Genomic DNA, 14,286 nt, shown 5'->3' on the forward strand with positions numbered 1-14,286 from the left:
AGTGGAGAAGTAAGATAAGTCTTAGAAAATAAAAGGATAACAGAACTTATTTGTGATGATGGTAAAAAAAATGCAATGAAACTTCATGATTACAAACCTTTGGATTCGTATAAGGGAACAAAAGCAATTAAGCATGCTTTGAAAACAATGCCTGAAACGGCAGGGGTTTATCGTATGCTTAATGAAAAAGGGGAAGTTTTATATGTTGGTAAAGCAAAAAATTTAAAAAAACGTGTATCCTCCTATACACGCTTGACACAATTGACCGAGCGTATACGTAAAATGATTTTGCAAACGACTTCCATGGAAATTATAACCACCTATACGGAAGCTGAGGCTCTACTACTTGAAGCCAATCTGATTAAAAGTCTTAAACCACGATATAATATTTTGTTGAGGGATGATAAATCATACCCCTGGTTAGTTATTACAAAAGAAAAATGGCCTAGAATTGATAAACATCGGGGAAAAATATCCAAGAAAAATTATTATTGGGGGCCGTTTGCTTCGGTTGGGGCAGTCAATCAGACTCTTGAACTTTTACAGAAAATATTTCTGCTAAGAAGTTGTGAAGACAGTATTTTCAATTCCAGAAAGCGACCATGTTTGCTTTATCAGATCAAACGATGTTCTGGTCCTTGTGATAATCGCGTTAGTAAAACAGATTATGATGATCTCATAAATCAAGCAAAATCATTTCTTTCTGGAGAAACAAACATTATTCAGCAGCAATTGGCTACCGAAATGGAGAAGGCGTCAGAACAATTGGATTTTGAACGTGCCGCGGTGATGCGTGATCGTATTCGGGCCTTTACCTATGTTCAAACAAATGGAGTAATTAATCCTGCTACAATTGACAATGCTGATATAATAGCATTTGCGCAAAAAGGTTATCTGACCTGTATTCAGGTGTTTTTTATTAGAGGGGGAAGAAATAATGGTAATCGTGCTTTATTCCCGATACAAACAGAGGATCAAAGCCCCGAAGAAATTTTGGACGCCTTTTTGGGACAATTCTATGAAAATAAGCCGCCGCCATCACAAATATACATGAATATTAAATTATCTGACCAAGCGCTGATGAGTAAGGCATTAAGTATGAGGGCATCGAAAAGGGTAAGCTTGTATGTACCAAAAATAGGGGAGAAAAGGGCAGTTGTTGATCATGCGGTACATAATGCCCATATGGCGCTTGATCGGAAATTGGCTGAAACTGCATCACAAACAAAATTATTAGAACAGGTTCGTGATATTTTTCATCTGTCTGATATTCCGAAAAGAATTGAGATTTACGATAATAGTCACATAATGGGTACCAATGCATATGGGGCAATGGTTGTGGCTGGACCTGAAGGTTTTATTAAGTCTGGTTATCGTAAATTTTCAATTAAATCTGATATCACCCCTGGAGATGACTTTGGTATGATGCGCGAGGTTTTATTCAGACGTTTTAACAAGGGTAAAATTGCTGATTGGCAGAATTTCCCTGATTTACTGTTAATAGATGGTGGTGCGGGACAGTTTTCGGCTGTTGATGCAATTTTGAAAGAGCTCGGGATTGAAAATGTAGCCTTGGTCAGTATTGCCAAAGGACCGGATCGGAATGCAGGGAGAGAGTGGTTTTTTACACGTGATCAAAATCCTTTTCAATTGTCCGAAAGAGATCCTGTTCTGTATTATCTGCAACGATTAAGAGATGAGGCGCATCGATTTGCCATTACTACTCATAGAGTGGGAAGATTAAAAAGCATAGAAAAATCCGAACTGGATTCAATTCCGGGTATAGGTAATAAGAGAAAACGTAATCTACTAAACCATTTTGGTTCTGCCAGCGCCGTTAAAGAGGCCAGTGTTTCGGATTTAGAAAATATTCCAGGTATTAATAGAGTATTGGCTGAATCAATATATGATTATTTTAGACCTGGTGTATATAAGTAACAAATATAAGAAAATATATATTTTTTATTCCATTTTTTTTATAAAATGTTAAATAACTATTTTGATAAATGTTCAGCCGTGATCCTAAATAGAAATGTTTTATAATTTACCTAATTGTCTTACCTTGTCTCGTATAATTATAATACCATTGGTGGCTGTTCTTGTAATGGTTCATAAGCCGGTAACAGATTTATTGGCTTGTATACTATTTATTATCGCTGGTATTACGGATTATTTAGACGGTAAGCTTGCCCGTGCATGGCAACAGCTTTCCGACTTTGGAAAAATGTTTGATCCCATTGCGGATAAATTACTGGTGGGTATCATATTGATTGTTATGGCTGGTTACGATCGTCTTCCATACGGTGGACTGATTCCTGCAATGATTATCTTGGCAAGAGAAATACTGGTCAGCGGATTAAGAGAATATCTTTCCTCTTTCGAGATCAGCCTACCTGTCACAAAACTGGCAAAATGGAAAACAACTTTTCAAATGGTGGCTATTGGTTTTTTACTTGCTGGAGATAGCAGTGCAGAATTATTGAACATTAACTGGTTTCCGGTTAATGTTATCGGATCGATATTATTATGGATTGCGGCAATTTTAACTATGATTACGGGTTGGGGTTATATTCATACGGGTATCAGATTTATTAATAAAACGGATTTTTAAAAAGCTTATATTTGAATTTTATCTTGTTGGATATGTATTTTTTTAAATTATGTATCATCAAATTTTTAAAACGGATGGAGAACAATCATGCGGAATTATGCTGCACTTATTACCACATTTTTGATATTAAGTGGGTGTTCCGGGATAGATAAATTTTTTGATGATACCGTTTCTTTACCAGGAAATAATCCCGAGGCTCCAGAAGGATATGCGGAAAATATGCAAAGGGTAAAAGGCAATATGGCGATAGCTACAACCCCTTTGTTACCTCAAAGTGAAAATATTTGGCCCTCTCGTCCTCCTGCATTACCTACGTTGAGTGATGTTGCGAGTGATGATAAAAGTTTCTCCCTATCAGATTACAGTAGAGCGGCAGGTGGTGATGTAGACAGCGTAACGCATGATCAAATCAATAAGCAATCTGTTCCTGTTGATTTTCCAGAAGATGGTAATCTGAATGTTGGGGAACAATATCAGATCAAAAATGGAATGACGGATTTCATCAATGGAAGGCTGCCTGACTCAATTAAGGATCAGGGAGCGAAATATATTGAAAAAGGTAAGGACGCCCCAGTAATCGTTCCGAATGGGGATGGAACCAGCACCATTATCAATTCCAAGGGTGTTGTAAAGATTATTCCGGATAGCCAATTGCCGACATCTAAAAATGAAAATAAAAGAGGTAAAAATAAATCATCAAAAAATGATGGTGAAAATTAATATTCATGTTTGATCACATCATATATTGAATTAGTTAACAAGGATAATTCTTCCGATGTTATGGTGAAAGAGGGTGTAAGATAAACGATATTTCTGAAGGGACGTATCCATACATTCTGTTGGATAAATTTTATCTTTAGACGGTTTAAGTTTGAAATATTGTATAACTCAACAACGGCAACGGCCCCTTTTACCCTAATATCCTTGACATTTTTTAAATTTTTACATTGTGTTAATTCTTTTTTCATTTGTCTTTCAATGGAACTGACTGCATTCTTCCAATTGTATTGATCAAAAACTTCCAAGGATGCATTGGCAGCGGAACAGGCCAGAGGATTGGCCATAAATGTTGGTCCATGCATCAGGGCATGTTGATCACTATCAGATAAAAACCCGTTAAATATATATTCTTTTGCAATTGTTGCAGCCAATGCCATCGTGCCTCCACTTAATGCTTTTGAAAGTGTAATGATATCCGGAATGACATCTGCCTGTTCACAGGCAAAAAAACTCCCCGTTCTGCCAAACCCCGTAAAAATTTCATCAAATATCAATAAAATTTCAAAATGATCAGCTTGTTTTCGCAAAAATCTTAAAATTTCTGGAGAATGAAATAACATGCCTCCAGCTCCCTGTATCAAAGGTTCAATTATAATTGCAGCAATGGTTTTATGATGCTTTTCTAGAAACTGAATGAAATCCTTTTGTTTCTCCGAGGTATCAGGCAAAGGAATGTTGTATTGGTGGGGAATAATATTCTTGAATAAATTATGCATTCCTTCTTCAGGATCACAAACCGCCATTGTCGCCATGGTATCACCATGATATCCACCATGAAAAGAAATGATTTTGTTTTTGATATTGTTATTTTGGTTTAACCAGAATTGGGCTGCAATTTTTAGTGCCACTTCCACAGATACGGAGCCTGATTCAGAAAAAAAAACTTTGTTTAAATCTCCAGGCAACAGGTTTGCCAGATGTTTTGCCAAATCAATTGCAGGTTGATGAATAATGCCACCAAACATAATATGAGGCATTAGTTCAAGTTGTTTTTTTACCGTTTTGATAATATGTGGGTGATTATACCCATGACAGGCTGTCCACCATGAAGCAATACCGTCAATCAATTTAGCGCCATCATTTAGGATAATTGTACTTCCATGCGTGGCTTTTGCAACAATTGGGGCATTACAATTATTCATTTGCGTATAGGGTAACCATATATTTTTTAAAGTTGAATGAAACATGGGATTTTGCCTATAATTGTTAAGGTAGAGTTTGCATAACTAAACAAAAATTTTAAAACTTGAAAAGACTAACTTAATGAACCGATTTGATATTTTTTTTTCTCGGGAATTAGACAAAAGAGCTAAAGAGGATTTAAAAAGAGAATTGCCAACATTTGAAATAATTGATTCATTACATATAAAAAATAAGGGTAAAAGTTATATAAATTTTTCCAGTAATGATTATCTGGGATTATCAAACAATGCAAATTTAAAAATTAAAGGTGAGAAGTTTTTAAGACAATATGGTACTGGAAGCGGGGCATCCAGATTAATTACGTCCAATGCTTCATATTATGGTAAAATCGAGGATAAACTAGCTAATTTTCTAGGAACTGAAGCGGCATTAATATTTCCATCAGGTTGGCAGGCAAATGTCGGGGTTGTTGCTTCCCTCATTGAAAATTTTCCAAAACCAGTATGGGTATTTACGGATAAATTGAATCATGCCAGTTTGCATTATGGATGCAAAGCTGGTCAAGTTAAACAGATCCGTTTCAGTCACAATGATCTTGACCATCTACAAACACGATTGAAAAAAATTGAGGGGGAAAAAGGTTCAAGAATAATTTTAACGGAAACCATATTCAGTATGGATGGTGATGTTTGTGACTTGAAAAGATTAAGATCAGTTGCCGACCAATTTAATGCCTTTTTATTTCTAGATGACGCACATGCAACCGGAATATTTGGAAGTAAAGGTGAGGGATTGGCCCCTGCCTTTGCTGATTTAACGATGGGAACATTTAGTAAAGCGTGGGGAAGTTTTGGAGCCTATATAGCTGGATCCAGAGATTTATGTGAATGGCTGGTGAATTTTTGTTCTGCTTTTATCCACACGACTGCTTTGCCCGCCGCCGTAATCGGTAGCATTGAGGCAGCACTAGAATTAATGCCTTCATTAACAAACCAACGTGCCTTTTTGGTTAAACAGTCTGAAAAGGTTAGAAAACAATTAGAGTCAATGGGATATCAATGTGGTCAGTCTATTTCACATATAATTCCCATTATTGTCGGATCACCGATAAAGGCCCAATTAATGGCAAATGCTTTGAAAGAAAAAAATATCTGGATTACCCCAATTCGTCCACCCACCGTTCCCTCTTATGGAAGTCGTTTACGATTGACCCTTAGTGCCGGTCATCGAGAGGATGAAATAGAGTATTTACTAAAATCTTTTCATTCAATTGATCTAATTTCAATTCATTGATCATGAAAAATAATTATCGTTTGCTATTTGTCCATGGATGGGGATATTCATCATCATTTTGGCAAAAATTACAAAATAATCTAAAAGAATACCACTCGGAAACAATTGATTTGGGTTTTATAGGGAAAAACACGGGTAAAAATTGTAATCTTAAATCAATTTTAAACTTACAAGAGAAATATATTGCTGTAGGACACTCTTTAGGTTTTTTATATCTCTTAAAAAATTTTTCTTTTCGTTTCAAATATTACGTGGCTATTAACAGTTTCGCCAGATTTTCCAGAGATCCTGCATTTCCGAAAGGTGTGGCATTAAGGGTTCTGGATCGTATGTCCAGAGGATTATCCACTGATTCAAATCTTATAATGAAACAGTTTTATCAGCAATGTGGTCAAGTAGTAAATTTTTTGCCCAGCTTTAATATTGAAGAATTGCAAAAAGGACTTGAATTTCTTAAATTTGGGGATGTTCGAAATATCATTCCACAGATCAGAAATAAACTCACAGTTATAGCTTCAAAAAAAGATCCTGTTGTTAATGAAACCATGACCATACAATCATTTCAAGAATGCAACTATTTGTGGCTTGACGATGATACACATATATTGCCTTTATCAAAAACGAATGCCTGTGCGGAAATCATCAGAGAACTTATAAATAATGTCTAGAAATTATAAAGAAAAAATAATCAAAGCTTTTGATCAGGCGGATCAATATGAAAAATTTGCCTCAATACAAAAAATTGTTGCGAAAAAATTGTCTGATTGTATTCGGAAACAGTTCAGAACTTCAGTCGATCGTAAAGAAAAAATATCAATTCTTGAAATTGGTTGTGGAACTGGATTATTAACTCAATATCTTATCGACTTTTTTCCTGATGCACATTTTGTATTGACGGATATATCACCTGAAATGCTGAATCGTGCAAAAAATAAGTTCAAAAACCATAAATACGATTTAACATTTAAGCTTATGGATGGTGAATATCCAGAATTGGATGAAAAATATGATTTGATTTGTTCAAGCCTGACTTTCCAATGGTTTGATAATGTTGCAAGTGCAATCAGGACTCTTACAAATTATTTGAAACAAAATGGCTATTTGATTTGTTCTACCCTAACGTTTGAAACGTTTAAAGAATGGCGTTCTATCTATAACGACAATGATTTTAGCTGTAATTTACAGACTTATCCATCAATTGAATCTATTCAATCAGTTTGGCCAGAAACAGGAACCGGTCGTTGGGAAACTGATGAGATCATTGTTCAAATTGACACAGCAATTGATTTTTTCAAAGGACTTCGTTCTATAGGAGCTTCTGTTCCTCTCGAAACCTCAAAACCCTTGAAGTTATCTCAGTTTAAGAAAGTTCTTTCTGATTTTAGTAAAAATTACAACTATTGTTCTTATCATATAGCCTATGGTGTTTTCCGTAAATTTTCCGCTAAAGGTTTTTTTGTTACGGGAACTGATACAGATATTGGAAAAACACTAATTTCTGCATGTTTAACAAAATTGCTAAATGCGGTTTATTGGAAACCTATTCAAACAGGTTTAAATTGCGATATTGGAGATACAGATACAGTTTGCCATTTAGCCGAACTTTCCGAGACACAATATTTATCCCCAATTATAAAATTGCAAGCACCTTTATCTCCTGAAGATGCTGCAAGACTGGAAAATCGTGAATTAAGCCTTGATCACGTGAATGTATCTGATTTGAAACAAGAAAAAAAATACATAGTTGAAGGCGCGGGTGGGATTTTTGTACCTATCAATGATCATTTGTTTATCATTGATCTTATTGAAAAGATTAATTTACCTGTTATAGTTGTAGCCCGGACTATTTTGGGAACATTGAATCATACCCTAATGACAATCGAGGCTTTAAGAAATAGAAATATAAAAATTTCAGGGGTAATTTTAAATGGCCCGTTGAACGAGGATTGTAAAAATTCTATAATAAGTCATGGAAAAGTCAAGATTTTGGGACAAGTGCCTTTTCTATCAAATGTAAATCCAAATAATCTTTCCACGTTATGTGAATGTATTTCCATTCCTGAAGAAATGGTCTAGAATCCGTAAAATATTATGAACAAATAATATTTGACAAAATCTTAAAATTTTGTAAGTAAGTTGAATTAAAGAATAGACTTGCTTTTATATGTAAAATATAACCCTTAAATATATAGTTATATTTTAGTAAATCAGCCTGATCAAAATGAGGACAGAATGGCGAAAAGTAACACAATACAAATTAAATTGCTTTCAACGGCGGAAACTGGTTTTTTCTATGTAACCAGAAAAAATGCAAGAGCCCATACCGGCAAGATGGAATTGAAAAAATACGATCCAGTCGTTCGTAAACACGTTGTTTTCCGTGAAGCGAAAATTAAGTAATTAATCTTAAATTAATTTATGGATCAAAAAGAAACTTTGACTATTGATTTAGTCAGGGTTTTTTTATTCAGATTTGTTTCAATAAATCAATAATCTTTTATATTAATAAAGATGTTCATTTGTTCTATAAGGAATAACAATTTCTTCCTGGTTTGAATAACTTAACATAACCCGTGTTCGCTCATCTAAAAGGTCTGCATCAAGGGCATTTTCTTTTAATCCTTTTACTCTTCTTTCCCAGGCCGCTTGTTCGGAAATTGCATCTTGCTGACTTTGCTGTGCTCTTATCATCTGTTCCTGTTGAATATGATAACTTTTTAGGCCATGATCCCCATCAAAGGTATTTTTTACAAAATATGCTGTCAGTAACAAGAAGAAAAGGGGAGGAATCGTTGCTTTTACAAATCTTTTGATTGCATGTATGATATGCATTGATTTTCTCCCCGTGTTTATCAATTGAAAAAGAATTACAAGGTTTCTAAAGCTCTAAAGGCGTTACGACCAGCATATTTGGCTGTATTTCCCAAATCTTCCTCAATTCTGATTAATTGATTATATTTTGCCATGCGATCAGAACGGGAAAGGGAACCGGTTTTAATTTGTCCTGCATTGGTTGCAACAGCCAAATCAGCAATAGTAGCATCTTCAGTTTCACCAGAACGGTGGCTTACAACGGTTGTATAACCATGACGATGTGCCAATTCCATCGCCTTGAAAGTTTCAGATAATGTTCCGATTTGATTGACTTTAACCAACAATGAATTACCTACATGGGCTTTAATTCCCTTTGCAAGTCTTTCAGGATTGGTTACAAATAAATCATCGCCGACCAATTGGATTTTATTTCCCAGTTTTTGTGTTAATTCAGTCCATCCTTCCCAATCATCTTCAGCACATCCATCTTCTGCAGAAATAATCGGGAAACTGTTGCAAAGTTCGGCAATATAATCAACCATCTGACTGGAATTGAAAATTTTCCCTTCACCTGTCATACTATATTTACCGTCCTTGAAAAATTCTGAAGAGGCAAGATCTAGCGCCAAGGAAATCTCCTCACCAGCTTTGTATCCAGCTTTTTCAATAGCTTTTACGATATAGGACAATGCTTCATGTGCTGATTTGAGGTTAGGGGCAAATCCCCCTTCATCACCAACATTCGTGTTTAGTCCCGCTGCTTTAAGGTCTTTTTTCAATGCATTGAAAACTTCAGAACCCATGCGCACAGCTTCAGCAATTGAAGATGCCCCGTGAGGAACAATCATGAATTCTTGAATGTCGATAGGATTGTCGGCATGCTTACCACCATTCAGGATGTTCATCATTGGAACTGGAAGAATATGTGAATATGGAGAACCTATATAACGATATAATGGAAGACCCAATTCCTCTGCTGACGCCTTGGCAGCAGCCATTGAAACACCCAAAAGTGCATTAGCGCCAAGACGTCCTTTATTCGGAGTACCATCGAGTTCAATCATGGTTTGATCAATTTGTAACTGATCCAAGGATTCAAGACCAACGATTGCTTCGAATATTTCGCTATTGACGTTTTTAACAGCTGTTTGAACACCCTTGCCATTATAACGGTTTTTATCATTATCACGAAGTTCAACGGCTTCATGAACGCCGGTAGAAGCCCCGGATGGAACAGCGGCACGTCCAATAACGCCTGTTTCCAGTTCTACATCGACTTCAATTGTTGGGGTTCCGCGACTATCGAGGATTTCCCGAGCATGAATATCAACAATTGTACTCATTATTTAATCCTTACATTTTTATTTTTAATAAGAGTAAAAATTTGTATTTCCAAATCTATTTAACTAGATTGATAACTTAGTAAAATGCCAAGAATATTGGACATTTTGTTAAACATTACCAAGTATAATCAAGAAATGGTCAAATTGCCAGCTATTTACAATATTCAGCTAATTTTAAAAAAAATAATTGATCATTATGGAGAAATCTATGAATCGTATTCCCTTTATATTTTTTATTACAGGAATACTGTCGCCTTTACCCTTGTTCTTAATGACAATTTTCATTCTATTTTATCCTGCTTCTGTTTCAATTCAAAAATTGATAATTTCTTTTGTCAGTTATGCAGTAATTCTTTTGTCTTTCACTGGGGGAATAAACTGGATACTTGCAATGCAAAAACCAATTCTCTATTTGCAATCAGAGAGTGAGGAAATAAATAAAAAAAGAATGTTGCTGGCCATATCACCCTGCATTATAGGTGAAATAACAATTGTACTGACAATTTATAAATATGATCTGATCGCAATTTTTCTTTTGATATCAAGTTATATGCTATTATTCTCTTATGAGAAAAAAATTTATCTTTCCAGCGAGTTGCCAGGTGGATATTATTCAATTCGCTGGATATTGACAATCATGATTGAAGTTTGTTTGATAAGCGTTTTTATTGCCCGTCTGATTTAACAATTTGATCAATTTTAATCAAGGTTTTCATTAATGGGGCAACATCTTTTAAATGTAACATGTTTGGTCCATCGCTCGGGGCCTGATCTGGATTCTCATGCGTTTCAATAAACAGACCTGCAACTCCCACAGCAACAGCGGCTCTGGATAAATATGGAACAAATTTTCTCTGACCACCTGATGATCCTCCCAATCCACCGGGTTGCTGAACAGAATGGGTGGCGTCATATATAACTGGATAACCTGTTTGCGCCATTATAGGCAATCCCCGCATATCGCTAACCAGCGTGTTATATCCAAAAGATGTGCCACGATCGCATAGCAAAATATTTTCATTGCCTGTAGATGCTATTTTTTGGGCTACATTTTTCATGTCCCATGGTGCAAGAAACTGACCTTTTTTGACGTTGACAACTTTTCCAGTTTTCGCCGCAGCTATCAACAAATCCGTTTGTCTGCATAAAAAAGCAGGTATTTGTAATATATCTACAACTGATGCGACTTCCGCACATTGTTCTGGTAGATGAATATCAGTCAAAACAGGAATTTTCAACTTTGACTTTACCTCTTCAAGAATGGATAGACCCTTATCCATTCCTGGCCCTCTTTTCGTTTCAATACTGGTGCGATTAGCTTTATCAAAAGAACTTTTATAAACCAGTCCAATATTTAATTCCTGACAAATATTTTTTAAAATACCAGCCGTTTCAAGTGCATGATCTAGAGATTCAATTTGACAAGGACCCGCAATTAATATGAAAGGCAAATTATTTGCAAGTGTCAGGGATTGAACATTGACTGATTTATTCAGAATCATTTTGGAATGGCCTGTTCTGTTGCAGCTTTAATAAAGCTTGAAAAAAGAGGATGAGGTGAAAATGGCTTGGATTTGAGTTCGGGATGATACTGTACTGCAATAAACCAGGGATGGTCGGTATATTCTACGATTTCTGGCAAAACACCATCCGGAGAAAGTCCTGAAAATCTAAGGCCGGTTTTTTCAAGTTGATCTTTGTAATGAATGTTAACTTCATAACGATGACGATGCCGCTCTTGAATCTTGACATCTCCATAGATTTCGGCAACTTTTGAATTTGGGGTCAAAACAGCTTGATAAGATCCCAAACGCATTGTGCCACCCATATTATTTCCTGAATATCGATGTTTGACCTGATCAGCATCAATCCATTCTGTTAAAATACCAATAAGGGGTTCATCCGTTGGACCAAATTCAGAAGAGGAAGCATTTGTAAGATTTGCCAGATTACGGGCACATTCAATAACCGCCATTTGCATTCCAAAGCAAATACCAAGGAAAGGGATATTTTGCTCCCTTGCATATTGTATGGCCTTGATTTTGCCTTCGCTGCCACGTTCACCAAATCCACCCGGAACCAGAATGGCATTTGCATTTTCAAAAAATCCGGAAAGATTATCCATTGTTTCAAGTTTTTGGGCTTCAATCCATTGAAAGTTGACTTTAACCTTATTGGCAATTCCACCGTGAATTAACGCTTCAATGAGGGATTTGTAACTATCGAGCAAGGCAGTATATTTACCCACGATTGCAACATTAACCTCTGAACGAGGATGACGAATGGCATCGACAATTTCCTGCCATTTGCTCAAATCAGGTTCAGTTTGATATGGTAAATTGAAATGTTTCAATACTTCCGTATCAAGCCCTTCTTGATGATAGGCAATTGGACAGTCATAAATAGTGTCAACGTTTAAGGCGGGGACGACAGCTTCAGGTTTTACATTACAAAAATTCGCAATTTTTTGTCGTTCATTTTTGGGAATAGGGCGATCGCAACGACATAATAAAATTTGGGGTTGTATTCCAACATTCTGCAATTCTTTGACAGAATGCTGGGTAGGTTTTGTCTTAAGCTCACCCGCAGAAGCAATCCATGGTACAAGAGTGAGATGAATGAATAATGTATGATCTGTTCCGAGTTCATTTTTTAATTGTCGTATGGCTTCAAGAAAAGGCAGACTTTCAATATCACCGACTGTTCCCCCAATTTCAACCAACATGAAATCCACATCTCCAGAATTGTTCAGGATAACGGACTTGATTGCATTAGTAATATGGGGAATTACCTGAACGGTTGCGCCTAGATAGTCTCCACGTCTTTCGCGCATGATTACATCAGAATATATACGACCGGTCGTTGCATTATCATTTTTAGTTGCATTGACTCCTGTAAAACGTTCGTAATGCCCCAAATCCAGGTCGGTTTCAGCTCCATCATCCGTAACAAACACTTCCCCATGTTGGTAAGGGCTCATGGTTCCCGGATCCACATTCAAATAGGGATCAAGTTTTCTCAGTCGGACAGAATAACCACGAGATTGCAATAAACTTGCCAAAGCGGCAGAGGCAATGCCTTTGCCTAATGAGGATACAACACCACCAGTAATGAATATATATCGTGTCATGCAGCTTTCTTTACACGGAGTAGCTTTTATAAGAGTTGAAGTAATTAAGGGAAAAACTATTTTTGGGGAATGTTTTTTTCATTGGGCACTGGTTGTGCAAGTATATCATTTGTTTTGGTCGAAGCCCCCTTGTTCATAACAGCCATTGTAATGCATAAGATCATAAAAATTGCTGCAAGAATCGCTGTAGTGCGAGTCAAAAGATTGGTTGTTCCTCGACCGGTCATAAATGCCCCCATGCCTTGACTGGTTCCAATACCTAATCCTCCACCTTCACTTCTTTGAATTAAAACAATTCCGATCAGTGCAAAGGTTACGATTATATGCAAAATTAATAGAGCAGTCATCATGGTGTATATATACTTTCACAATCGATAGGGATAATAATGATTAAGACCTAATAAATTCTTGAGCTATGTCAATTAATTTTATGAAATCATCAGGAACAATGCTAACGCCTCCAACTAGAACACCGCCCAGTTCAGGAGTGGCATAAATATCCCTAACATTACCAGGTTTTACAGAACCCCCATATAATATAGATATTTTTTTACCATTTTCTCCATATTGAGCAACAAGTTTTTTGCGAATGAATTGAATCATTTCAGAAATCTGATCATTATTGGCAGTTAATCCGGTACCAATGGCCCAAATAGGTTCATAAGCGACTAACCCATTAAAATTTTGAGGGAGGGAAGCTTTTAACTGTGCCTCTACAATTTTTTCTTGTTGGTTTGTTTCTCGCTCTTGTTTGGTTTCACCGATACATACAACAGGTAATAGCCCTTTGTTTTGTGCTGCGATTGTTTTTTTTAAAACCAGTTGATTACTCTCCTGATGATCTTTTCTCCGCTCAGAATGACCCAAAACAACGTATTTCACTCCAATATCCTGTAACATGGCAGGGGAAATATCACCTGTATGTGCACCTTTATCTTCAAAATGGCAATCCTGAGCACCAAGTCCAAAAGGGCTGCTTTCGATCATTTCTTTAACAAGTTGTAATTGGGTGAACGGTGGGCACACGACTGTCTTTGCAAAATTCTGATGATTTGTTGCATAGGTAAGCAAAGTTGAAACAATATGTTTTGCCTCTTGGGTTAATCCGTTCATTTTCCAATTACCAATAATAATCGGGCTGCTCATTTTAATATACTCCTTTGAATAAGGTA

At 36.3% G+C, this 14,286-nt stretch carries 15 protein-coding genes; 8 read left to right on the forward strand and 7 right to left on the reverse strand.

All coding sequences use genetic code 11. The features are described from left to right. Nucleotides 1-75: 75 nt before the first annotated feature. From uvrC to H3R33_RS03415, 3 genes are all read left to right on the forward strand, one after another. Nucleotides 76-1,938 carry an excinuclease ABC subunit UvrC gene (gene uvrC / locus H3R33_RS03405; RefSeq protein ID WP_198185307.1) on the forward strand — a complete coding sequence of 621 codons (1,863 nt, stop codon included), beginning with the start codon at nucleotides 76-78 and terminating at the stop codon, nucleotides 1,936-1,938. A gap of 94 nt (nucleotides 1,939-2,032) precedes the next feature. After that, nucleotides 2,033-2,611, forward strand: coding sequence for a CDP-diacylglycerol--glycerol-3-phosphate 3-phosphatidyltransferase (gene pgsA / locus H3R33_RS03410; RefSeq protein WP_155565494.1), 579 nt, complete (start codon nucleotides 2,033-2,035; stop codon nucleotides 2,609-2,611). Nucleotides 2,612-2,698: 87 nt separating this feature from the next. Then, nucleotides 2,699-3,331, forward strand: coding sequence for a hypothetical protein (locus H3R33_RS03415; RefSeq protein ID WP_198185308.1), 633 nt, complete (start codon nucleotides 2,699-2,701; stop codon nucleotides 3,329-3,331). On the opposite strand, the gene H3R33_RS03420 is transcribed toward H3R33_RS03415, so the two are convergent. Beyond that, nucleotides 3,328-4,578, reverse strand: a complete 1,251-nt coding sequence (locus tag H3R33_RS03420) for an adenosylmethionine--8-amino-7-oxononanoate transaminase (protein ID WP_198185309.1) — start codon at nucleotides 4,576-4,578, stop codon at nucleotides 3,328-3,330. The genes H3R33_RS03415 and H3R33_RS03420 overlap by 4 nt on opposite strands. Nucleotides 4,579-4,654: 76 nt before the next feature. Here H3R33_RS03420 and H3R33_RS03425 point away from each other — a divergent pair, with 76 nt between their 5' ends. The 4 genes from H3R33_RS03425 to rpmG all read left to right on the forward strand — a co-directional run bounded on the left by H3R33_RS03425 (nucleotide 4,655) and on the right by rpmG (nucleotide 8,227). Next, on the forward strand, nucleotides 4,655-5,827 hold the full coding sequence (locus tag H3R33_RS03425; RefSeq protein WP_198185310.1) for a pyridoxal phosphate-dependent aminotransferase family protein: 1,173 nt from the start codon (nucleotides 4,655-4,657) through the stop codon (nucleotides 5,825-5,827). A 2-nt stretch (nucleotides 5,828-5,829) separates the two neighbouring features. Continuing rightward, the gene (locus H3R33_RS03430; RefSeq protein ID WP_155565490.1) at nucleotides 5,830-6,495 is read left to right on the forward strand and encodes a hypothetical protein; all 666 of its coding nucleotides are present in this window, start codon (nucleotides 5,830-5,832) and stop codon (nucleotides 6,493-6,495) included. Beyond that, nucleotides 6,488-7,903, forward strand: a complete 1,416-nt coding sequence (gene bioD, locus H3R33_RS03435; protein ID WP_198194837.1) for a dethiobiotin synthase — start codon at nucleotides 6,488-6,490, stop codon at nucleotides 7,901-7,903. The genes H3R33_RS03430 and bioD overlap by 8 nt, the downstream gene beginning before the upstream one ends. Before the next feature lie 156 nt (nucleotides 7,904-8,059). Beyond that, the gene (gene rpmG, locus H3R33_RS03440; protein ID WP_008853818.1) at nucleotides 8,060-8,227 is read left to right on the forward strand and encodes a 50S ribosomal protein L33; all 168 of its coding nucleotides are present in this window, start codon (nucleotides 8,060-8,062) and stop codon (nucleotides 8,225-8,227) included. Nucleotides 8,228-8,329: 102 nt separating this feature from the next. On the opposite strand, the gene H3R33_RS03445 is transcribed toward rpmG, so the two are convergent. Then, nucleotides 8,330-8,659 carry a septum formation initiator family protein gene (locus H3R33_RS03445; RefSeq protein WP_155565488.1) on the reverse strand — a complete coding sequence of 110 codons (330 nt, stop codon included), beginning with the start codon at nucleotides 8,657-8,659 and terminating at the stop codon, nucleotides 8,330-8,332. A 35-nt stretch (nucleotides 8,660-8,694) separates the two neighbouring features. Beyond that, nucleotides 8,695-9,984 carry a phosphopyruvate hydratase gene (eno, locus tag H3R33_RS03450; RefSeq protein ID WP_155568132.1) on the reverse strand — a complete coding sequence of 430 codons (1,290 nt, stop codon included), beginning with the start codon at nucleotides 9,982-9,984 and terminating at the stop codon, nucleotides 8,695-8,697. Between the two features lie 208 nt (nucleotides 9,985-10,192). Between eno and H3R33_RS03455 the strand changes: the two genes are divergently transcribed. Further along, on the forward strand, nucleotides 10,193-10,669 hold the full coding sequence (locus tag H3R33_RS03455) for a DUF3429 domain-containing protein (protein WP_196424853.1): 477 nt from the start codon (nucleotides 10,193-10,195) through the stop codon (nucleotides 10,667-10,669). Here H3R33_RS03455 and kdsA read toward each other — a convergent pair. Genes kdsA through tpiA form a run of 4 tightly spaced genes read right to left on the reverse strand, consistent with a single transcriptional unit; the run spans nucleotide 10,650 to nucleotide 14,260 of the window. Continuing rightward, nucleotides 10,650-11,486, reverse strand: a complete 837-nt coding sequence (gene kdsA / locus H3R33_RS03460) for a 3-deoxy-8-phosphooctulonate synthase (RefSeq protein WP_198185312.1) — start codon at nucleotides 11,484-11,486, stop codon at nucleotides 10,650-10,652. The two genes, H3R33_RS03455 and kdsA, sit on opposite strands and share 20 nt — an antisense overlap. After that, on the reverse strand, nucleotides 11,483-13,114 hold the full coding sequence (locus tag H3R33_RS03465; RefSeq protein WP_198185313.1) for a CTP synthase: 1,632 nt from the start codon (nucleotides 13,112-13,114) through the stop codon (nucleotides 11,483-11,485). Before H3R33_RS03465 ends, kdsA begins: the two co-directional genes overlap by 4 nt. A 56-nt stretch (nucleotides 13,115-13,170) precedes the next feature. Continuing rightward, nucleotides 13,171-13,464: a preprotein translocase subunit SecG gene (gene secG / locus H3R33_RS03470; protein ID WP_155580432.1), complete on the reverse strand. Its 294-nt coding sequence runs from the start codon at nucleotides 13,462-13,464 to the stop codon at nucleotides 13,171-13,173. A 40-nt stretch (nucleotides 13,465-13,504) separates the two neighbouring features. Continuing rightward, nucleotides 13,505-14,260 (reverse strand): triose-phosphate isomerase, encoded by a 756-nt coding sequence (tpiA, locus tag H3R33_RS03475; RefSeq protein WP_155565482.1) that lies wholly within the window; start codon nucleotides 14,258-14,260, stop codon nucleotides 13,505-13,507. Nucleotides 14,261-14,286 lie beyond the last annotated feature (26 nt).

The organism is Commensalibacter sp. B14384M2 (assembly GCF_016101865.1).
GTDB classification, from domain to species: Bacteria; Pseudomonadota; Alphaproteobacteria; order Acetobacterales; family Acetobacteraceae; genus Commensalibacter; species Commensalibacter melissae.